Source organism: Pandoraea morbifera (assembly GCF_902459575.1).
Lineage (GTDB): Bacteria > Pseudomonadota > Gammaproteobacteria > Burkholderiales > Burkholderiaceae > Pandoraea > Pandoraea morbifera.
Genome location: NZ_CABPSD010000004.1, coordinates 100801 through 122253 on the forward strand (window position 1 = coordinate 100801; position 21453 = coordinate 122253).

General features: G+C 65.8%; 20 protein-coding genes. 8 read left to right on the forward strand and 12 right to left on the reverse strand.

The features are described from left to right. The first annotated feature begins 191 nt into the window (after positions 1-191). Positions 192-1607: a branched-chain amino acid transporter BcaP gene (bcaP, locus tag PMO31116_RS08620; protein WP_150566362.1), complete on the forward strand. Its 1416-nt coding sequence runs from the start codon at positions 192-194 to the stop codon at positions 1605-1607. 34 nt (positions 1608-1641) lie between these two features. Here bcaP and PMO31116_RS08625 read toward each other — a convergent pair whose 3' ends face one another. After that, the gene (locus PMO31116_RS08625) at positions 1642-1935 is read right to left on the reverse strand and encodes a hypothetical protein (protein WP_150566363.1); all 294 of its coding nucleotides are present in this window, start codon (positions 1933-1935) and stop codon (positions 1642-1644) included. A 268-nt stretch (positions 1936-2203) separates the two neighbouring features. Here PMO31116_RS08625 and kefF point away from each other — a divergent pair, with 268 nt between their 5' ends. Next, positions 2204-2971: a glutathione-regulated potassium-efflux system oxidoreductase KefF gene (kefF, locus tag PMO31116_RS08630; RefSeq protein ID WP_246185209.1), complete on the forward strand. Its 768-nt coding sequence runs from the start codon at positions 2204-2206 to the stop codon at positions 2969-2971. After that, entirely contained in the window at positions 2971-4896 is a 1926-nt protein-coding gene (gene kefC / locus PMO31116_RS08635) for a glutathione-regulated potassium-efflux system protein KefC (RefSeq protein WP_246185210.1), read from the forward strand. Before kefF ends, kefC begins: the two co-directional genes overlap by 1 nt. Before the next feature lie 71 nt (positions 4897-4967). Here kefC and PMO31116_RS08640 read toward each other — a convergent pair whose 3' ends face one another. Then, a complete protein-coding gene (locus tag PMO31116_RS08640; RefSeq protein ID WP_246185211.1) occupies positions 4968-5411 on the reverse strand; it encodes a hypothetical protein in 444 nt (147 codons plus the stop codon). Between the two features lie 424 nt (positions 5412-5835). Between PMO31116_RS08640 and PMO31116_RS08645 the strand changes: the two genes are divergently transcribed. Together PMO31116_RS08645 and PMO31116_RS08650 are read left to right on the forward strand one after the other, a co-directional pair. Further along, complete coding sequence (locus tag PMO31116_RS08645; RefSeq protein WP_150566365.1) at positions 5836-7158, forward strand: TIGR00366 family protein; 1323 nt, start codon at positions 5836-5838, stop codon at positions 7156-7158. Positions 7159-7324: 166 nt separating this feature from the next. Next, positions 7325-8182, forward strand: coding sequence for a ferritin-like domain-containing protein (locus PMO31116_RS08650; RefSeq protein WP_150566547.1), 858 nt, complete (start codon positions 7325-7327; stop codon positions 8180-8182). 96 nt (positions 8183-8278) lie between these two features. Here PMO31116_RS08650 and PMO31116_RS08655 read toward each other — a convergent pair whose 3' ends face one another. The 4 genes from PMO31116_RS08655 to PMO31116_RS08670 form a co-directional block, all read right to left on the reverse strand. Continuing rightward, positions 8279-8686, reverse strand: a complete 408-nt coding sequence (locus PMO31116_RS08655; RefSeq protein WP_150566366.1) for a DUF4148 domain-containing protein — start codon at positions 8684-8686, stop codon at positions 8279-8281. A gap of 336 nt (positions 8687-9022) precedes the next feature. Next, positions 9023-9970 carry an SRPBCC family protein gene (locus tag PMO31116_RS08660; protein WP_150566367.1) on the reverse strand — a complete coding sequence of 316 codons (948 nt, stop codon included), beginning with the start codon at positions 9968-9970 and terminating at the stop codon, positions 9023-9025. Next, positions 9954-10310 (reverse strand): ArsR/SmtB family transcription factor, encoded by a 357-nt coding sequence (locus tag PMO31116_RS08665; protein ID WP_150566368.1) that lies wholly within the window; start codon positions 10308-10310, stop codon positions 9954-9956. Before PMO31116_RS08665 ends, PMO31116_RS08660 begins: the two co-directional genes overlap by 17 nt. Positions 10311-10376: 66 nt before the next feature. Beyond that, the gene (locus tag PMO31116_RS08670; RefSeq protein WP_150566369.1) at positions 10377-11288 is read right to left on the reverse strand and encodes a bestrophin family protein; all 912 of its coding nucleotides are present in this window, start codon (positions 11286-11288) and stop codon (positions 10377-10379) included. Between the two features lie 251 nt (positions 11289-11539). On the opposite strand from PMO31116_RS08670, the gene PMO31116_RS08675 reads away from it, so the two are divergent. Then, a complete protein-coding gene (locus PMO31116_RS08675; RefSeq protein WP_246185212.1) occupies positions 11540-11965 on the forward strand; it encodes a hypothetical protein in 426 nt (141 codons plus the stop codon). 108 nt (positions 11966-12073) lie between these two features. Here PMO31116_RS08675 and mmsB read toward each other — a convergent pair whose 3' ends face one another. The 3 genes from mmsB to PMO31116_RS08690 all read right to left on the reverse strand — a co-directional run bounded on the left by mmsB (position 12074) and on the right by PMO31116_RS08690 (position 15870). After that, entirely contained in the window at positions 12074-13003 is a 930-nt protein-coding gene (gene mmsB / locus PMO31116_RS08680; protein ID WP_150566370.1) for a 3-hydroxyisobutyrate dehydrogenase, read from the reverse strand. A 30-nt stretch (positions 13004-13033) separates the two neighbouring features. Next, positions 13034-14533: a CoA-acylating methylmalonate-semialdehyde dehydrogenase gene (locus PMO31116_RS08685; RefSeq protein WP_150566371.1), complete on the reverse strand. Its 1500-nt coding sequence runs from the start codon at positions 14531-14533 to the stop codon at positions 13034-13036. A gap of 98 nt (positions 14534-14631) precedes the next feature. Next, a complete protein-coding gene (locus PMO31116_RS08690; protein ID WP_174971004.1) occupies positions 14632-15870 on the reverse strand; it encodes an ABC transporter substrate-binding protein in 1239 nt (412 codons plus the stop codon). A gap of 141 nt (positions 15871-16011) precedes the next feature. Between PMO31116_RS08690 and PMO31116_RS08695 the strand changes: the two genes are divergently transcribed. Further along, entirely contained in the window at positions 16012-17097 is a 1086-nt protein-coding gene (locus PMO31116_RS08695; RefSeq protein ID WP_246185213.1) for a LysR family transcriptional regulator, read from the forward strand. A 94-nt stretch (positions 17098-17191) separates the two neighbouring features. Here the strand turns inward: PMO31116_RS08695 and PMO31116_RS08700 are convergent, their stop codons facing one another. After that, on the reverse strand, positions 17192-18172 hold the full coding sequence (locus tag PMO31116_RS08700) for a LysR family transcriptional regulator (protein ID WP_246185214.1): 981 nt from the start codon (positions 18170-18172) through the stop codon (positions 17192-17194). Between the two features lie 98 nt (positions 18173-18270). Between PMO31116_RS08700 and PMO31116_RS08705 the strand changes: the two genes are divergently transcribed. Further along, a complete protein-coding gene (locus PMO31116_RS08705; RefSeq protein ID WP_150566372.1) occupies positions 18271-19497 on the forward strand; it encodes an MFS transporter in 1227 nt (408 codons plus the stop codon). Between the two features lie 165 nt (positions 19498-19662). Here PMO31116_RS08705 and PMO31116_RS08710 read toward each other — a convergent pair whose 3' ends face one another. Then, a complete protein-coding gene (locus PMO31116_RS08710; protein ID WP_150566373.1) occupies positions 19663-20520 on the reverse strand; it encodes an arylamine N-acetyltransferase family protein in 858 nt (285 codons plus the stop codon). Between the two features lie 104 nt (positions 20521-20624). Then, positions 20625-21158: a glyoxalase superfamily protein gene (locus PMO31116_RS08715; RefSeq protein ID WP_023594326.1), complete on the reverse strand. Its 534-nt coding sequence runs from the start codon at positions 21156-21158 to the stop codon at positions 20625-20627. Positions 21159-21453 lie beyond the last annotated feature (295 nt).

The window sequence follows — 21453 nt, forward strand, 5'->3', positions numbered from 1 at the left end:
CACACGCACGGCGGCGAGGTCGCAACGACGTGGTTCGTGAAGCCCCGCGGCGATCCGCCAGGCATGGGAGCGAACGGCCACAAGCCCGGGTGCCCTTGCAGCCAGGTCGCGGGACATGTCTCCCGTGGAATTCCCGAACGCGCGCGCCGCGCGTGCGCCGGGGCATACGTTGCAGGAACCTTCAGCAGGTCATGAGTCTTTTTCGAACCAAAAACATCGAGAACATGCTGGTCGCCAGCCGCACCGGCAGTCTCAAGAAAGTGCTGGGCCCCATCGATCTGGTCCTGATGGGCATCGGCGCCATCATCGGCACCGGCATTTTCGTTCTGACGGGCACCGGCGCCCTCACGGCCGGCCCCGCCCTCACCCTCTCCTTTATCATCGCGGCCATGGCGTGTGGCTTCGCCGCCCTGTGCTACGCCGAGTTCGCGTCGACGATCCCCGTCTCCGGTTCGATCTACACATACAGCTACGCCACGCTCGGCGAAATCGTCGCGTGGATCATCGGCTGGGATCTGATGCTCGAGTACGGACTGGCGTCGTCGGCCGTGTCGGTCGGCTGGTCGGGCTACTTCCAGTCGCTGGCCGCCGGCTTCGGCCTGCATTTGCCCGCCGCCATCACCGCGGCGCCGGGCAGCGTGCCGGGCGTGACGACCTTCATCAACCTGCCGGCCGTCGTCATCATGCTGCTCATCACGTGGGTGTTGTCGTACGGCGTGCGCGAATCAGCACGCATCAACAACCTGATGGTGGCGATCAAGATCGGCGTCGTGCTGCTGTTCATCGCCGTGGGCGTGTGGCATGTGAAGCCCGCCAACTGGACGCCGTTCATGCCGTTCGGCACCAGCGGCATGTTCAACGCCGCGGCCCTCGTGTTTTTTGCCTTCATCGGCTTCGACGCCGTCACCTCGGCGGCCGAAGAGGTTCGCAATCCGGCTCGCGACCTGCCGGTCGGCATCATCGGCTCGCTTATCGTCTGCACGCTGCTGTACGTCGCGGTCGCCGCCATCATGACGGGCATCGTGCCGTACGCGCATTTCGCGGGCGTCGACCATCCGGTTTCGCTGGCGCTGCAATACGCCGGACAGAACTGGGTCGCCGGGTTCGTCGATCTGGGCGCGATTCTCGGCATGACGACCGTGATTCTCGTGATGACGTACGGCCAGACGCGCATCACCTACGCGATGTCGCGCGACGGCCTGCTTCCGCCGATGCTCTCCAGCATCCACCCGACGCACAAAACCCCGTTCGCCGGCACCTGGATCATCGGCGTGATCTTCGCTGTCATCGCGGGCTTCGTGCCGCTGGGCGTGCTTGCCGAGCTGATCAATATCGGCACCTTGTCGGCTTTCATGCTGGTGTCGGTCGCCGTGCTGGTGCTGCGCCGCACACGCCCGGACCTGCCGCGCGCGTTTCGCGTGCCCGGCGCGCCCATCGTGCCGCTCATTTCGGCGGGCCTGTGCCTGTTCCTGATGGTGCACCTGCAGGCCACCACGTGGATCGCTTTCGTCGTGTGGCTCGTGATCGGCATGGTGATCTACTTCACCTATGCCCGTCGCAACGCCGTGCTCCACACGAGCCAGCAAGAAGGCGGCGCGCGGTCCTGACTTCCGTATGCACCCATGCCCCGGGTAAACCGGCTCAGCCGAGATGCCGGTTGAGCCACACGGCGCCGTAACCGAGCGCGAACATCGTGAGCAGCAGCGGCACGGAAATGCGCAGCACCTGGATCACGAGCGGACGCGGCGGCAGATCCTCATCTTCGGGCATGCGCGCCGCCTCGTGCAGTGCACCGGTGCACAACGCGGCCGCCGCCGCGCTCGCGAACACCCAGAATGTCTGGTTGTGGAGCAACGCGACGAGCAACAGCACCAACGCCACATTGCGGCCGTGATAGATCAGATTGACGGTAGTACGAAAGGCTTGCGGCGACATGACGGGTCAGCGTGCGAGGCGACGGCCAGGCCGCACCGGCACGAAAAGTTATTGTTATCGGTCCGCGCTCGAGCGCTTGCCGGCGTTCCGACGTCGCACGGCGACTCGGGTCGCGGGCCCACGCGCTCGATAGCAGCCAGAGCTTAATCAGTCTTTACGGCTTTCGCCACCGCAGTCTTTAATGATCGGGGGACTGGCGTCGCCGTCGCCCCGGCGATGCGCAACGCCGCCATGCCCGGCGTCAAGTGAATGCGGTATGCTCCCCCGCATGACAGCCCCCGCATCCTCCCGCCTTGCCGCCATTTCCGAGGGCGCCCGGAACACCGGTGCCGCCGCGTCCGGACGCGGCGCCTACGTCATCGTGGCCCACCCGCGCTGGCGCGATTCGCGCGTGAATCGTCGTCTGCTCGATGCTGCACGCAGCATCGCCGGCGTCGACGTCAACGATCTCTACTCGACGTATCCCGACTTCAGCATCGACGTGGCCGCCGAGCAGCAACGCGTGGCCCGCGCCGATCTGATCGTGCTCGTGCATCCGATCTACTGGTACAGCATGCCGCCATTGCAGAAGCTCTGGTTCGACGAAGTGCTCTCCTGGGGCTGGGCCTATGGTCACGACGGTCACGCGCTCGCCAACAAGGACCTCTGGCTGGTGGCCAGCACCGGCGGGCCGCGGGAAAGCTATCGCCCCGAGGGCTACAACCAGCACGACTTCTCGGCATTCCTGCCCGCCTACGAGCAGACTGCGCGACTGTGCGGCATGCGTTTCCTGCCGCCGCACGTGTTCCACGGTGCGCGGCGCAGCGACGATGCCATGCTCGACGCCCACGTAAGCGACTTCGCCGGACGCCTGGCCACCTATCCGCAATGGCCGGAACTGATATCGATGGCCGACGCACCCGAGTGCTGCGAAATTCCTGCCTCGGACCGGCCGCGCGCCGCCGACGACGCGAACGACACCGCCTGTGCCGCCATCGACGCACAGGCGGCGCCCCTTCACGACGCGGCGAACCCCGACACCGGGAGGGCTGCCTGATGGAACATGTCCCGGCCTGGCTGCTCGCCAGCCTGATCTACCTTGCGGCCGCGGTGATCGTCGTGCCGCTGTCCCGTGCGCTCGGCCTCGGTGCCATCATCGGCTATCTCGCCGCCGGCATCGCCATCGGACCGTGGGGACTCGGCCTCGTGTCGCGCGTGGAAGACGTGCTGCACTTCGCCGAATTCGGTGTCGTGCTCATGCTCTTTCTCGTGGGTCTGGAACTGGAACCGCGCCGTTTGTGGAACTTGCGGCGGCCGATCTTCGGATGGGGATCGGCACAGGTCGCCGGCTGCGCCGTCGTGCTTTTCGCGGCCGGCGTGGCGCTCGGTGCGCCATGGCGCATTGCGCTCGTGGCCGCGCTGGGGCTCGCACTGTCCTCGACGGCCATCGCGCTGCAGGTGATGGCCGAGCGCAACCTGCTCGCCACGCAAAGCGGACAGGCGGGCTTCTCCATCCTGCTGTTCCAGGACGTGGCGGCCATTCCCATTCTGGCACTGTTGCCGCTGCTCGCGAACGATGTCGACAGTCATGCGCTGACCGGTGCGCAACGCGCACTCGAAGGCCTGAAGATCGTCGGCGTGATCGCCGCGATCGTTCTGGGCGGGCGCCTGCTGCTGCGTCCGCTCCTGCGGTGGATCGCCAACAGCCGCACCCCCGAGATCTTCACGGCCACGTCGCTACTGCTGGTCGTTGCCATCGCCACACTGATGCAACTCGTCGGTCTGTCGATGGCGCTTGGCGCTTTCCTCGCCGGCGTGCTGCTCGCGGAAAGCGAGTATCGACGCGAGCTGGAAACCGACATCGAGCCGTTCAAGGGACTGCTGCTTGGCCTGTTCTTCATCGCCGTGGGCATGAGCATCGATTTCGGCGTGCTGCTCGCCCAACCGCTGCGCATGATCGCCGTGGTCGTCGGATTCATGGCGCTCAAGGGCCTCGCCATCTACGGCGTGTCGCGCATGATGCAATTGCCCTACCAGGAACGCCCGATCTTCACGCTGCTGCTCGCACAGGGTGGGGAATTCGCGTTCGTGGTGTTTCAGTCCGCCGGCCCGCAAGTGCTGCCCCCGGCGGTCTCGTCGTTCCTGATCGGGGCGGTCGCGCTATCGATGCTGGTCTCGCCGTTGCTGCTCGTCGCCATCGACAAGTGGCTGCTGCCGCGCTACAGCGTCAAGGGATCGCCACGCATGAAGGAAATCGAGGAGCCACAGTCCGCCAATGTGGTGATCTGCGGTTTCGGTCGCTACGGACAGATCGTGGGGCGCGCGCTGGTGCCGCAGGGCGTGTCGGTCACCGTGCTCGATCACGATCCCGACACCATCGAGAGCCTGCGTCAGATCGGCTTTCGCGTGTTCTACGGCGACGCCACGCGACTCGACCTGCTGCGCATCGCCGGCGTAGCGCATGCGCGCGCGGTGGTCGTGGCCGTCGACGATATCGAGCAGTCGCTGGAGATCGTCGACCTGATGCGCGAGAACTTTCCGGACGTGCCGGTCGTCGCGCGTGCCCGTAACGTCGGTCATCTGTTCCAGCTTCGCGATCGCGGCGTGAAGCACATCGAGCGTGAGGTTTTCGAGTCGTCGTTGCGCAGCGCGCGCTCGGTGCTCGAGGAACTCGGATGGCCGCCGGCCGAGGCGCGCGAGGCGACCCTGGCGTTTCGTCGCGCGAACCTGCAACTGACCGATGAAATGTACCCGGCCTACCAGGACCGCAACAAGATGATCGCCGCCGCGAAGGAAGGCCGACGTCAGTTCGAGGAGCAAATGGCGCGCGAGCGCGAGCAGCGTCGCGCGCAGCGGCACGTCACGTTCGGGTGGGACGGCGAGCGCTCGCCGGACGACATGACGCCGACACCGCCCACGTCACCGAACCCAGCACCGTCCGCGAGCGCAGGCGCACGCGCATCGGACGACTCGCGCGCCTGAACACCGGGCGGCCGAGGCTCGCGGGGGTGCCGCGCCAGGCATCGCTCGCGACGCCCGCCCTCGGTTCGCGATCACATGGCACGCGCGAAGCCGTCGAACGGGCGGAAATGGCCGTCGGCCGGTGCCGTGGCGTCGGCGCGCAAACGCGCTTCCGCCTCCGCGCCCGCCAACCCGCGATAGTAGAGGTGCACGGCAATCGCCGCCGAATAGCGACGAATCTCGACGAGCGTGAGATGCGCATGCTCGGCAGAACTGAACAGCAGATACGGCGCCTCCTCCTCGATCAGTCCCGCGACCTGATGCAGGCCGTGGCGGTGCAGCACTTCCGTGAGTTCGTCCCGACTGCGGTGCGTGGTCGCATCGGTGGCCGGATACATCATGCGCAGCAACGCCACCGGATGATGCGCGACAGCCAGCGAGAGCGCCTGAACGACAGCGTGACTGTCGAGCGCCGTGGCCACGGCGTCTCCTTCGGGACGATGCTGGGGGAAAAGTTGCTCAAGCGTCGGTGTCATGTGGGTTCCATTGCAAGAAAGCTGTGAAACTGCGACAGCGGACTCCACAGTCTATGCACCCACCCGCCTCTGATAAACGTCGCCGGCCGACGACCTGCGTTGCACGCCCCGCAACAATTACCAAATATTTCGTCTCGCATCGCCCGCTTCGCTGAAGCGCGCTCAACGCAACATTTCGCGCCGTTTCATGCGTTTTTTCACCGCTTCGCACCGGCAATTCAGGGACCTTTGGCCAGTCATTTGCCGCCAATGTCCTGCCGTCGATGTCCTGCCGTCGATGTCCTGCCGTCGATGTCCTGCCGTCGATGTCCTGTCGTTAATGTCCTGTCGTTAATGTCCATTAAGCAGTTTTACGTCATGCCTCCGCGCCAAGTGCATGCGACAATGCGCCGATTAATATGTTAACAATAAGGACGAGGCAGTCGTGGTCAAGAGTATTTCCCGCTTCTTCACGCAGGTCGTGCATCGCTTTTTGCCCGATCCGCTCATCTTCGCAATCTTCCTCACCGCCATCACATTCGCGCTCGCGCTGGGCTTCACGCCCAAGACGCCCGGCGATCTCGTGCAGTTGTGGGGCGCCGGATTCTGGAACCTGCTCGCGTTCTCCATGCAGATGGCGATGATCCTGGTCACCGGCCACGCACTGGCCAGTTCGGCGCCGATGAAGCGTGCGATGGCGGCCCTTGCCGGGTCGGCGCGCACGCCGGCACAGGCGACGATGATGGTCGCGCTGCTCGCCGGCGTGGCATGTGCGATCAACTGGGGCTTCGGCCTGGTGCTCGGCGCGATGTTCGCGCGCGAAGTCGCGCGACGCGTCAAGGGCACCGATTACCGCCTGCTCGTGGCGTGTGCCTACATGGGCTTTCTGACATGGCACGGCGGCCTGTCCGGGTCGGTGCCGCTCGTGGCCGCCACGCACGGCAATCCGATGGAAAAGGTCGTCGGTCTCATCCCGGTGTCGCAGACGCTGTTCACCGGCTATAACGCGTTCATCACCATCGGCCTGATCGTCATGCTGCCGCTGCTCGCGCGTGCCATGATGCCCCGCCCCAACGAAGTGGTGTCGGTCGATCCGAAGTTGCTGGTCGACGAGCCGACGCATGAACGCGTGCTCGGCCCCGACGCCACCCTCGCCGAGAAGCTGGAGGAGAGCCGCCTGCTGTCGTTGCTCGTGTTCCTTCTTATCGCTGCATATCTCGTACTGCGCACCGTCTCCAAGGGTTTCACGCTCGATATCGACACCGTCAACATCGCGTTCCTCGGCATCGGCATCCTGTTGCACCGGACCCCGATGGCCTACGCGCGCGCCGTGGCGAATGCCGCGCGCGGGGCGAGCGGCATCATGATTCAGTTCCCCTTCTATGCGGGCATTCAGGCCACCATGGATCATTCGGGACTGGCGGGTGTCATCACGAACTGGTTCATCGAAATCGCCAACGTGCATACCTTCCCGCTGCTCGCCTTCCTGAGTTCGGCCGTGATCAACTTCGCCGTGCCCTCCGGGGGCGGTCACTGGGTGGTGCAGGGGCCGTTCGTGATGCCCGCGGCGCAGGCGCTCGGCGCCGACATGGGCAAGGCAGCCATGGCGATCGCTTACGGCGAGGCGTGGACCAACATGGCACAGCCTTTCTGGGCCTTGCCCGCGCTTGCCATCGCCGGACTCGGGGTGCGCGACATCATGGGCTACTGTGTGACGGCGCTGCTGTTCTCCGGTGTGATCTTCATCGGCGGGATGTACCTGTTCTGAGCCGATGCGACGCGCGCCGGGCACGGCGGCAGGCCGGTCTGCACGGCGCGCGCCACAAGCATGATGTTATGATTTTCGACGACGCCGACAAGACTCATCCTTCATGCGATATCCCGACGAGATCTCCGACACGCAAGCGGTTGCCGTCGCGCAGGCCGATCACGTCATGCGCCACTGGCAATACGACGTCGACGGTCCCGTGGAAATCGGTTCGGACTCCCACAAGCGCATGTTCTGCCGCATGATGCTGGAGTCGCACAACCCATACAAGCCCGCCGTCATCGACTGGCCGACGCTCGCGCCCGACGCGCTGGCCCGTCTCACTTCGCTGCCTATCTGGGATATCGCCGTGCAGACCGAGGGCCGCGCGTCGATCCGCGTGGCCACGTACGCGTCGACGGTTCGAGATCCGCTGCTGCGCGCCGCCCTCGTCATGGACGGCGAGGAGGAAGCGCGTCACAAGGTCGTGCTCTCACGGCTGGTGCAGGTGTACGGCATCGAGCTCGCGCCCGAGCCGGCTTATCCAGCTCCCAGGGACGCCGAATGGGCCTGGTTGAAAACCGGGTTCAGCGAGTGCATCGACAGCTTCATGGCCTTCGGGCTGTTTCGCTCGGCCCAACGGTCGGGTTACTTTCCCGAAGCGCTGGTCGAAACGTTCGAACCCGTCGTGCAGGAGGAAGCGCGACACATCCTCTTCTTCGCGAACTGGTTCGCGTGGCATCGCCGGAATCTGCCCTTCTGGAAGCGTCCATGGTTTCATGCGCGCGTGGTGGCGGTCTGGGTCGCGCTGATCTGGGACCGGGTGGCCATCGCCAAGGGCATCGACACCGATGGCGTGGCCCGCGACGCCAACTTTCTCGCCACCGGTACCGCCGACATCGGTGAGTCCCTCAAACCGCGCGAACTCATCGCGCTGTGTCTGGAAGAGGACGCCCGGCGCATGGACGGCTACGACAGACGCTTGTTGCGCCCGACTTTCGTGCCGCGACTGGCCCGTCTCGCACTGCGCCTGCTCAAGGGCTGATCGACTTCGGACGCCGCATCCCTCATCCGGCGCCCAAAATGCAAAAAGCCGTCCCGGAGGACGGCTTTCGACGTTGGCAACGTCGAGGGCGAATGCTTAGCTGCCCTGGCTGACGTTCAGTTCACCGGCGGCGCGGGCGCGGGCCAGTTCCTGCTTCACATCGGCGCGCGATACGCTCGCACCCTGCGTGGCGACGATCGGATAGTCGACGTCGTTCTGCGCCATCAGGCCTTCGGCACGGGCCTGCGCCAGTTCGCTCTTCACGTCGGCGCGGGTCTTGGCCGAGCCCGAGGCCACGTACACCGGATAGTCGGCGTCGCCGTGGGGGATCAGGCCCTGCGAGCGGGCTTGCGCCAGATCGGCCAGCACGGCCGCACGCGTGAGCGGCTGGCCTTGCGAGGCGATTTCGGGGTAGTTGTTGCCGTTCTCGGCGGCCTGGCTGGCAACGGCACCCAGCGAAGCGATGGCGGCGATAAGGGCGATAGCGATGTTCTTGCGGTTCATTTTTATAACTCCTGTCTTGGTTGCGACGACTTTGTTTTTGCATTGCGCCGTCGATGGAAGGAAGTCTAGAACTCCGCCTCGCGATGAAAAACGCGAAATTTGTCGAGGAACTATTGTGCCTTTTGATGAGAATCCGCGCACCAATTCGGTGCGATCGCGAAAAGCACGACGCCACCGTGCCCGTCTCACGGAGCGGTGGCGTGTTTTGGAGCGGCGGAAAGTTGGCGAGTCGCCGCGCGTAGCTACCGGCAGCTACAGGCAGCTACCGGCAGCTACAGGCGGCCACAGCCGGCCAGGGTTGGCGGCGTGAGACCGCCCCGAACCGGGGGCGAACCCTCAGTCGGCGAGCGATGCGCCGAGGGCATCGAGCAAATGCTGGGTGCCGCGTTCGCGAGAGCCGGCATCGTCATAGCCGTCCAGATAAGCGCCCTGCTCGGTCATGACGAGATGCGTGCCCCCGTCCTTCGCGCGCAATTCGATGGTCGCGACCGAGACCGAGATCTTGCGCGTATCCAGGTGCATTTCGTAGGCGTAGACAAGGCGCGAGTCTGGCACCACATCGAAGTAGACGGCATCGAAGGTCGACACCATCCCGCTCGCCCATCGCCCCTGGGCGCGTTCGCGCCCGCCGGGGCGCACATCCATCGTGCGCTCGAGCATCGTGTAGCCGGCCCCGCCGCCGAACCATCGGTCCTTGGCCTCTCGATCGGTCAGCGCCCGGAATACGCGCGCGGGTGAAGCCGGATATTGGCGTTCCAGGCGAAAGGTTGCGTGCACGACGCTGCGTTGCGACGGCGCGTCCAGCTCGCGCAGCACCTCGCGGCCCAGCTTGTCGAGCGTCTGTTTCCAACCCTCGCCGGCGCCCTCGGGCATCCACGCGAACGCCGCATCGTGCACCGTGTAGCGCTGCTCGACATCAAGCCGCGTGCCGTCGGCAACGTCGGTGAACGCGGCCGTCGTGCGCGCGCCGAACAGCGCCAGGCCGCAGGCGTCGGTCACTTCCATGTCGATCACGAGTCGCGCCGGCGCGTCGATCTCGACGAAGCGCCCGCGAATCCAGTGCGATTCGCCTTCGGGCGACTGCATGCGCAGTTCGAAAGGGCCGCCCACGCGGGCGTCGACCGTTGCCTCCGGCACGGTATAGCCCGTCGGGCAGAACCAGCGTTTGACGGCCTCGACACTCGTCCACGCGCCGAACACGACCTCGCGCTTGACGGCATACGTGCGGCCGACGGTCAACGGGCGCGGCTGCGCAGTGGGCGTGGCTTCACTTGCTGTCCTCATGAATCTCTCCTTCGGGCGGCAGGCTGGCCAGATACTCGCCCAATCGGTCGAGATGACCTTCCCACTCGTGACGGCGCTGGTTGATCCATCGCTCTGCAAGGCTCAGCGCCTGGGGTTCGATCCGGCATGTGCGAACACGTCCGGCCTTTTCCGTACGCACCAGCCCTGCGCTCTCAAGCACGGCAAGGTGCTGCATGACCGCCTGCAACGACATCGCCAACGGCTGCGCGAGCGCGCTCACCGACGCCGGCCCTTGCGCCAGCCGCACGAGCATCGCGCGGCGGGACGTATCGGCCAGTGCCTGGAAAGTCAGATCGAGGGCATCGTCATGGTCAAGCATATGCTTGAGTATAGTCATGCAATAAAGTAAAGCAAGAACTTTAGTATTAAATTCCTGCGAGGCGCATCAGGTGATGATGTGGTGATCGCGCGCGGGCAGACGGGCGGTGTGCTGACGGTGGAGGATTTCGCGAAGCGACTGCTCGATGGTCTCCGACATGGCGTCGAGCGCCAGATCGTTGGGCTCCAGACCGAACGGCTCCTCGATTTCGGCGCTCACGGCTTCGAGCGCGAAGAAGGTGTAGGAAATGAAGGCGACGATCACCGGCGTCATCGGGCCAATCGAATCTACCAGCCCGAACGGCAGCAGCAGGCTGTAGAGATAGGTCACGCGATGCAGGATCACGCCGTAGGTGAATGGGATGGGCGTCGTGGCGATGCGTTCGCAGCCCCCGATGGCCTCGCCCAGGCGGTCGAGGTGCATCTCCATGACCTGCGCAAGCGGTGCTTCGATCTGCCCCAGCCGGCGTCGCTCGCGCAACCATTCGCCCGCCATGAGCAGCAACGCGATCGGCCGGAACTGCTTGCGTGTGAGGCATGCGACGTCCTTCTCGTCGAGCAGGCGTCGGAAATCCGCGCTCGGGTCCGTGCCTCGCAACTGATGGCGCATGCCATGCACGAATGCAATGAGATAGCCGACGAAGCGCGGAGAATCCGACGTATCCGAGACGAGCGTCATGGACTGCCGGGCCAGCGCGCGCGTCTCGTTGAGTACACTGCCCCAAAGCATGCGGGCTTCCCAGTAGCGGGCGTAGCTCGTGGTGTTGCGAAAGCCCAGGAAGATCGCCAGCGTGATACCGATCAGGGAGAACGGAATGAACGTGAGCGGAATCTTCCATTCGAAAATGCGCCCGTGCGCCACGGTGACGCCTATCGAGATGATCGTGGTGAAAATGAGCTGCGGTGCGATCTTGGGCAAGATCGAGCCGCGCACGACGAAAAGCATGCGCAGCCAGTGCAGATTGGGTCGGACGATCATGGCGGGAAGCGGCGCTCGCAAGCGCGGAAAGGCAGGCCGAGGGGGAACCGTTGCGGCGCGATGATACGCCGATATTGGCGGGTTTGAAATGGTTGCAACGGATTGCAACATCTCTGTTCGCCGCACCCGGGCCTCGCGAGAATGCCCCTACGCGCGCATCACACCCATCCGTCACGCACAGGTCGTGGATGCCGCGCCGACATCGGGCGTATTTTCTGCCGCCGAGACATCGATAAGGGTGAAGAACGATCATGAACGTCTTAAGCCGCACTTACCGCAAGCGCCCGGCCGGCGCATCCCCTCAGGCCCGTCCGCTGGCCGCCCTGGCGCTGCTCGCCGGCCTGGCCGGTGTTGCCAGCCTCTCGGGCTGCGTGGTCGAGCCGCCGCGTCCGGCTCCGCCCGCGCGCGTCATCGTGGAACAGGACCCGCACGCCGTTGCCGTCCAGCGCCGGGAGCAGATCGAGCGCCGCATTGGCGGCGAGTCGCACAGTATCGACAATCACGTGAACCAGGGCTACTATCCGCCCCCGCGCGGCTATGAACTGCACCGACGTCTCGACGCCATTGCGCAGGAAATGCGCGACATGGCCGCGCAGCACGGCGGCGGGCTCTCGGCGGACGAGCAGCGCGCGCTGAACCAGGAGCTCGATCAGTTGCAACGCATGATCGCCGGCTGACGCCAGCCCCCACGGGGGCGCTGATCGCGCAAAAAACCCGCCGGCGAATACCGGCGGGCATCTTCTGCTCCGCTGTCTGCGCGCCTGCCTGCGGGTCGGGCGCAGCCGCTACTTCACATCGAGCGCCTGCGCGAGCGTCACCGGGTCCTGGAAGATGCTCGAGAAGTCGAGTCCGCCATGGCCATTGGCGCGATGCACTTCGAAAATGCGCCGTGCAAGATCCCCCAGTGGCGTGGCCACGTCGCTCGCCAGCGCGGCCCCATGGGCCAGACGCAGGTCCTTGGCCATGAGATCCGTCGCAAATCCGCCCGTGTAGCCACGCGACGACGCCGCGTTCTCCATCACCCCCGGACAGGGGTTGTAGACCTCCAGCGTCCAGTTGCGTCCCGAACTCTGTTGCATCACCGCCGAGAGCACCTTCGGATCGAGTCCGTTGGCGATGCCAAGGCGCAACGCCTCGCTCGTGCCCGCCATCAGAATGCCCAGCAGCATGTTGTTGCACAGCTTGAGCGTCTGGCCCGCGCCCAGCGGCCCGCCATGGTGGATCGCACGTCCCATGTTGCCAAGCAGCGGTCGCATGCGCTCGACGAGCGCCGCGTCGCCCCCGACCATGAACGTGAGCGTGCCGGCCGCCGCGCCGGCGGTGCCGCCCGAGACTGGCGCGTCGAGCAGCAGCGTGCCGGGCCGCGCGAGCCTGGCCAGTTGCCGTGGGATCTCCGGCGGCACCGTGCTGCTGTCGATCAGCACCGCGTCCGGCGCGGCATTGGCGAGCACTCCCTGCGGGCCGTCATAGGCGGCCAGCACGTGCTCCCCGGCCGGCAGCATCGTGATGACGACCTGCGCATCGTGCACGGCGTCCGCGATCGAGGCGGCCGCCCGGCCGCCGGCGGCGGCCAGTCGGTCCATGGCGGCCGCGGACAAATCGAAACCGCGCACCGCATGCCCGGCCGTCACCAGATTGGCCGCCATCGGCCCGCCCATGTTGCCGAGTCCGATGAACGCGACGCGCAGCGACCCTTGTTGCGTTTCCGTAGCCATCTTCTGTCTCCGAAATGTCGAAAGGCCGCCTTACTTCAACGTGATGGTGGTGTTCACGCCCGCAGGGCCGGTACCGCGCGCCTGCCAGCGGGCGGTGACGGTCTTGGTCTGGGTCCAGAAGAGAATGGCCTGCTTGCCATTCGGGCCCAGATCGCCGAGCTTCGACGCGCGCGAGCCCGTGAAGCTGAACCACGCCACCGGCACCGGAATCGGCAGGTTGATCCCGACCTGACCGACGTCGATCTCGTTCTGGAACTGGCGCGCCGCACCGCCGTCCTGCGTGAAGAGGGCCACGCCGTTGCCGTTCGGGTTCGCGTTGACGAACGCGATCGCCTCGTCGAGCGTGTCGACGCCGGTCATGCACAGCACCGGCCCGAAAATCTCTTCCCGATAGATCGACATGTCCGCCGTCACGCCGTCGAAAATCGTCGGGCCGACGAAGTTGCCCTCGGGGGCTTCCTCGACCGCGTGGCCGCGACCGTCCAGCAGCAGTTTCGCGCCCTCTTCCACACCGGCGCCGATGAGCTTCTCGATGCGGGCACGGGCCTGCTTCGACACCACCGGCCCGAGGTCCGCCTTGCGGTCGGTGCCGGGGCCCACCTTGAGCGCGCGAGCGCGCTCGACCAGTTCGGGCACCCACTCGCGGGCCTCGCCCACGAGCACGGCCACCGAGGTCGCCATGCAGCGTTGCCCCGCCGCGCCGAACGCGGCGCCGAGCAGGTGATTCATCGCCTGTTCACGGTCGGCGTCGGGCAGGATCACGCAGTGATTCTTCGCGCCCATCATGGCCTGGCAGCGCTTGCCCGCTTCCGACGCACGACGGTAGATGTGCGTGCCGACATGCGTCGAGCCGATGAACGACACCGCCTTGATGTCCGGGTGATCGCAAATGCCGTTCGCCGTGTCGGGACCGCCGTGCACGACGTTGAGCACGCCCGGCGGCAGGCCGGCTTCCAGCGCGAGCTCGGCCAGACGCAGCGACGCACTCGGGTCCTGCTCCGAGGGTTTGAGCACGAACGTGTTGCCGGTGGCCACCGCCAGCGGGAACATGAAGCACGGCAGCATCACCGGGAAGTTGAAGGCGGTAATGCCCGCGCAGACGCCCAGCGGCTCGATGAGGGTATAGACGTCGACGCCGCCGGCCGCGTTCTGGGCGTACTCGCCGAGTTGCAGCGATGCAATCGAGCACGCATGCTCCACGACTTCGAGGCCGCGCCCGACCTCGCCTTCGGCATCGGGCAGCGTCTTGCCGTGCTCACGGGTGATCAGTTCGGCAAGCTCGCCCGTGTGATCGCGCAGCAGCTGCTGGAAACGCAGCATCACGCGCATGCGGTTGGCTTGCGACGTATTGCGCCAACTCTTGTACGCCGCCTTGGCGGAGGCCACCGCCGCGTCGAGTTCATCGGGCGTGGCAAACGGCACGCGCGCGACGACTTCCTGCGTGGCGGGGTTCACGACATCGCGCCACTGCGACGTTTTCGACTCGACACGCTTGCCGTCGATGAGCAGCGGAATAGTGGGAAGGGACATGACACGCTCTCCAGTTCAAGACAAAGACAAAGGCAAAGGCAAAGGCAAGGAAATACGGGTGACACCGGTCGAATGCCGGTCGAGTGCATCGGTCGTCGTTACTTCGCCGCCGTGCTCGTCTTCACGAGCGAGCAGGTCGATTTCGACAGCGGCTGGAAGGCTTCCGTCGCGGGAACGGTGGCCACTTTAGTGTAGTAATCCCACGGCCCCTTGGACTCGGCGGGTGTCTTCACGCGGAACAGATACATGTCGTGAATCACGCGTCCGTCCGGGCGGATCGACGCGTTGTGCATGATCGGATCGCGAATCGGCAGTTCGCGCATCTTTTGCGCGACGACCTTGGCATCGACGCTTTGCGTCGCCGCAACCGCGCGCAGGTAATGCAGCACGCTCGAATACACGCCGGCCTGCACCATCGTCGGCTTCAGGTTCTTGTACTTCTTCTGGAAGCGGGCCGACCAGGCCCGCGAGGCGTCGTCGAAGTCCCAGTAGAAGCCGTCGGTAAACATCAGCCCCTGCGCCGTGTTCAGCCCGAGTGCGTGGACATCGGACAGGAACACCAGCAATGCCGCGAGCTTCTGTCCGCGTTGCACGATGCCGAATTCACGCGCCTGCTTGAGTACGTTCACCGTGTCCTGGCCGCCGTTGGCCAGCGCCACGACCTGCGCCTTCGAGCTTTGCGCCTGCAACAGGAACGACGCGTAGTCCGAGGCATTGAGCGGGTGCCGCGACTGGCCGACGACCGTGCCGCCGAGGGTCTTCACGATATCGGCGGCATCCTTTTCGAGCGAATGTCCGAACGCGTAATCGACGGTGATGAAGTACCACGACTTGCCGCCGTCGCCGACCACGGCCCGCGCGGTCGCCGCCGACTGCGAATACGTGTCGAACATCCAATGAAAGCCCGTGGGCGAACAGTCCTCGTTCGTCAGACGCGTGGTCGCCGGCCCCGAGAACAACACCACGCGCTGCTTGTCCATCGCGAGCTTCTGCACCGCAAGCGCCGCTGCGGAGTTCGTCAGGTCGGCGATCGCGTCCACGTTGTCGCGGTCGAACCACTCGCGCGCCTTGTTGGCGGCAACGTCGGCCTTGTTCTGGTTGTCGGCCGACACCAGTTCGATCTTCATGCCCTTGCACTCGGCAGCCAGGCAGTCGTCGATGGCCATCTGCGCGGCCACTACCGAGCCCGCGCCGCCCATCGCCGAATACGTGCCCGACATGTCCGTGAGCACGCCCACCTTCACCGGACGATCCGGCAACTGCGCCATACCGGCAACCGACGTCAACCCCAAGCCCGCACCGAGTCCGAGCGCGAGCAGCCACGGCTTGATCTTCATCGCTTTTGTCTCCTTCAGGTCTTATGCTTTTCGTCGCCGGCGTCTATGCGCGGCGCTCATAAATTGTATTTGTGCGAATTTGCTTTACATAGCGAATATCTGCATCTACTTTGTGCACAAATGCACATAGGAGACACCAGCATGGCGCGCATCCCGGCGGGACGAACGTCGCACACTTCAGCCACTTCAGCCACTTCGTCCGAGTCGTCCGAGTCGTCCGAGTCGTCCGCGTCGTCCGCTCGGCAGCGGGAACCGGCTTCGCCGCAGGCCCAGCCTTCGCGACTTGCCGGCGCGTCCGGCGTCGAGCCGCGTCCCGACTGGGACGACCTGCGGTACTTTCTGGAAGTGGCCCGCACGCAGCGCGTGAGCGCCGCGGCGGTGCGTCTGGGGGTGGACCACACGACGGTGTCGCGTCGGGTGCGGGCACTGGAGCAATCGCTCGGCACGCTGCTGTTCGACAAATCGCGCAACGCGGGATTTGCGCTCACCCCCGAAGGCCAGCAGTTGCTGGTGCATGCCGAGCAGATGGAGACGGCAGTGCAGTCGGCTTGCGAGCAAGTGGCGGGGCTCGGGCAAACGCTGTCGGGTCATGTGCGCATCGGGTCGACGGAGGCGTTCGGCACCTATTTCGTGACCCCCGTGCTTTCGCGCTTCCAGCGCGAATATCCCGCGATCGATTTCGACGTGCTGCCCGTGCCGCGTTTCGTGAGTCTATCGAAGCGCGAGGCGGATCTCGCCATCACCATCGAGCGGCCCCAGCGCGGTCCCTATGTGTGCAGCAAGCTGTGCGACTACCGGTTGCAGTTGTACGCCACGCCCGACTACCTTGCCCAATACGGCGACGTGCGGACGTTTGCCGACCTGAGCGGGCGTCGGTTCATCAGCTATGTCGACGAACTCACGTTCAGCAATGAACTGCGCTATCTGGAAGACATCGTGCCGGGGTGCAACGTGGTCCTGCGCAGCACCAGCGTGATTGCCCAGTACCAGGCCGCGTTACAGTCCGAGGCGCTGGCGATTCTGCCGTGTTTCATGGCCGCGCAGGACCCTCGGCTGGTGCCGTTGCTCGTCGACGACGTGGTTGTCACACGCAGCTTCTGGATCTATTGCCACGAGGAATTGCGCGCGCTCAAGCGAATTACGGTGCTGTGGGATTACCTGCGCGATGCGGCCCAGCGCAACGACGCGCTGCTGCAAGGCAAGGCCGGCCGGTTGCTGTTGACCTGAGGACGGTGCGAGCGCTGCGATCGGCCGGACAGCCGCAGGTGAACCGACGACGATGCGCGCGGCGCCAGACGCCGCGCCGCCCGCGCCGGAAAGATCAGCGGATCTTGCGCTGCTCGGCGTCGATGACCGCGGGGATGGCCGCACGCATTGCCTCGATGAAACGAAGCAGGCGCGCGGGATAGATCTTCGCGTACGGGTAGATCAGATACATCGGCAGCGCCGACGAACGCCACTGCGGCAGCAACTGGATCAGCCGCCCTTGTGCCACGTCCTCGGCCATCAGCCACGCCGAGCAGACGCCCACCCCCAGCCCACGAATTGCCGCACTGCGCAACGCATAGAGATTGTCCGTACTCATGCGCGGATCGAATGTGAGGCGGGCCGTCTCGTGCGTCTGCTCGTGCGTGAGGGTGATCTCGTTGCGGTAGAAGGTGGTGAGCGAGAGCCAGGGCAGCGACGCGAGTGCCTCCGGATGCGTCGGGACCGGGCGCCCGGCCAGCAGCGCCGGCGAGGCCACCACGATGCGCGGCACGTCGGTGAGCAAGATCGCGACGTTCGACGGATCGCGCAGTTCGCCCACGTGAATCGCGCAGTCGATGCCCTCGGCAATGAAGTCCGGCTCGCGATCCTGCAGGAACCAGTGCACCTTCATGCCGGTGTAGCGCTCGAGGAAGTCGGCCAGCGGGCCGATCATCATCTCCTGGCCGAACGCGTGGGGCGCGAGAACCCGCAAGGTACCCTCCGGATCGTTGCCCGTGCCGCGCAGATCGGCTTCGAATGCCTCCCAGCTCATGACCAGCTCCTTCGCACGGGCAAAGCAGCGCTCGCCGTCCTCGGTGAGCTTCATGCGATGCGTGGAGCGCTGGAGCAGGCGCAGTCCCAGCGAGCGTTCCAGCATTTGCAACCGGCGGCTCACGGTCGGCTGCGTGGTGCCCAGCAGCGCCGCCGCGGCCGACAGGCTGCCGGCCTCCACGATGCGCACGAACGTCTGCATCAGCTCCACGCGGTCTGCGCCGCCGGCGCGACCGGCCGGGGAGTCCGCGATCGGTGTCGAAGGATTGCGAGGATCGGTCATACGCGTCACGTATAAAGGTTGTACGGATTATAGGCCTACCGCTGCACCGCACCAAGCGAGACACTACGTCCCGTACTCACCTACTGGAGCCTCACCTCATGAGTTCCGCGCAAATTTCCAACGCCACGGCCGGGATACGTCCCCAGGCCGAACTGTCGGCCCGGCTGATACTGCTGCTGGCCACGGGCACCGGCCTCACGGTCGCGTCGCTGTACTACGCGCAGCCGATGCTCGGCATCATGACCGACGACATCCACGCGTCGAACACCGCTGTCGGCTGGGTGCCGACGCTCACCCAGCTCGGTTACGCACTCGGCATCTTGCTGCTCGTGCCGCTCGGCGACATCATCGACCGGCGCCGCATCGTGCTGATCAAGGGGGCGATTCTGACGCTGGCGCTGCTCGCCGCGGCGGTGGCCCCGGGTATCGGCACGCTGCTCGCCGCCAGTCTCGCCATCGGCCTGACCGCCACCATGGCGCAGGACATTGTGCCGGCCGCCGCCGCGATCGCGCCCGAGTCGGTTCGAGGACGCGTGGTCGGCACCGTGATGACCGGCCTGTTGCTGGGTATTCTGCTCTCGCGGGTCGTATCGGGCTTCGTCGCGCAGAACTTCGGCTGGCGGGCGATGTATGTCGTCGCGGCGATCAGCGTCGCGAGCTTCGGCGTGGTGGCCTGGCGCGCCCTGCCGTCGTTCCACCCGACTACGCAAATGACCTACCGCCGGCTGATCGGCTCCGTCGCCGATCTGTGGCGCCGCCACCCGGCCTTGCGTCGCGCCGCGCTGGCACAGGGCCTGCTGTCCGTCGGATTCAGTGCCTTCTGGTCGACACTGGCGGTCATGCTGCACGAAGCGCCGTTCCACCTGGGCGCTGCCGCAGCCGGGGCGTTCGGCCTGGCGGGCGCGGCCGGCGCCCTGGGTGCGCCGCTGGCGGGTCGCATCGCCGACCGCAAGGGGCCGCAACTCGTCACGCGTCTCGGTGCCGGGCTGGTGGCCGTCTCGTTCGCGGCCATGTTGTTCGCGCCGCTGCTCGGCGCTCATGCGCAACTTTGGCTGATCGGCCTGGGCGCCATTGGCTTCGATCTGGGTGTGCAGGTCGCGCTGGTGTCGCACCAGACGATCGTGTACGGGATCGAGCCGCCCGCCCGCAGCCGGCTCAACGCGGTGCTCTTCGTCGGCGTGTTCATCGGCATGGCCGTTGGCGCGGCGCTCGGCGCCCAGGCGTTGGCCCACTGGGGCTGGACCGGCGTGGCATCGCTCGCGACGGTGGCCGCCCTCAGCGCGCTGGCCGTGCGGATGTGGCCGGGTACGACATCGGCGCATTGATTCGCCGGTCGCGTGTTGCCGACGCCACGTCGGCAGCGCACCGCCAGCTTCCGGCGCCCGGTGCCATCGCACCGGGCGCTTTCGTTTGCGCCGTTCGGTGTGCTTCGGAGGTCCCTTCGCGGGTCGGTCGCCTACACCTCGGTCGCCGCCGGTAAGTCGGAAGTCTCAGGCGCCCGATTTCGCCGCACACGCCCTGGCCGTCTCGAACAGTTCGCGGGTATCCACACCGTCGAGATTGAGTCCGAAGCGCTCGCCGAGCACCTCCGCCAGTTGCGACGCCGACGTGATCGTCGTTTCGGCGAGCACGTCGCCCTGCGCGGCGCGCTCGATCAGCTTCGTGTCGAGCAGCGCGATACGACCTTCGGGGAGCACGCGACACGCGATCAGATGGTTGCGAAAAATGGAATCCGGCGCGCTCGACGTGTACCAGTTACCCAACTTGTAATCGATCCATTCGGCCGGTCGCGGCGTGAAGCGATAGGTCGGCAGCCATGATTGCGCCGATCTCACGCTCAGCTGGTACTCGCTCACGGGTTCGGTGTCCGCGTTGCGCACAGCCGTCAGTCGAAACGCTTCGAGCGGCGTCGATTGTTCGTCCGGCGAGTCGAGACGCAGCGGCGCCGTGAGCGTTACCGAGCCGAAGCCGACATCCGCGAGCCACGCCTGCCCGTCGAGATCGACGCGCAGCATCATGTGCGTAAGCGGCGCCTCGACATCGAATGTCCGGCCCCAGACGACGCGTCCGATCAGCGGCGTGACGTTGAACCCCAGATACGTGAGCGCACTTGCGAACAGGGCGTTCTGTTCGAAGCAGTAGCCGCCGCGCCGGGCGTCGACCAGCTTGGCGACGACCGACGGCAGATCGACATGAACGGGCCGCCCGAGAATCGGCTCGAGGTTCTCGAAGGGAATCGCCAGCGGATGCAGCGCATGCACGGCGCGCAGCACGTCGAGCGTGGCTTCGCGCGGGCCGGTGTAACCGATGCGCCGGAAATAGCGCTCGGGATCGAAGGCAGGGGACATGCCGGACTTCCTTTCACGGGATGCGGATATACGCAGAGCACATACGTTACCGCATTCGCGCGGCGCCGTGCGAAGGGCGCGGCACCGCCCTGCCCGCGAGGGCCTCAGTCGCTCGATTCGCAGAAGCGGATGTGATTGTTGAATGGGTCGGTGACCGTCATCTGCCTGCCCCAGTCGAGCGTTTCGATGCCGGGATTCATGTTCGGATACCGCTTGCCGGCCAGCTCGCGCTGATACGCCTCGACGCCGCGCATGAAGACGAACGTCGTCGCCCCCGGGCTGGCGTCGCCGAAGTGGCCGGACAGATGCAGCGTCATGCCCGCGCGCGAGACCTGGCAATACAACGGCATGCCGTCGGCGAAGCGATGCTCCCAGTCCACCTGGAAGCCGAGAAAGTCCACGTAGAATTCCCGCGCCTTCGCTTCGTCGAAAATCCGGTGAATCGGTGCGACGGTGTCGAAGACGATGCCGTCGGCCGACGCCTGGGCGAGCTTGGCGGCGAGCACGTTCCAATCCGAGAAGCCGAACTGCGCGGCCACGGATTCGAGTGCCTGGGCGTGGGTGAGATCGATGCCCTCGCGCGCGAGACGTTCGCGCAGGGACTTCGCCATGACTTTGGCGTCGAGATAAGTTCGCATAGCAGCCATCCTTGTCGATGTTCGGTGGCGACGTATTCGATCAGTGCCCGCGTTGCTGATGCGCGCCGCCGAAGGAACAGGACGGACATGCGATGACTTCGATGCTTTCACCGGGGCCGGGCACGGCGTGCTCGGGTGCGGGCGGCAGGCAGCATCGGCCTGGCCCGGATTCTAGCAGCATCGCGGTTCGTTATCGCACCACGCGGATCATGCGGACCATGCCGAAATGCGATGGTAGCGCGCCGTATTACGTATTGGCCGGCCGCACGGCCCACCGGTATAGTGGCGCTCGTTG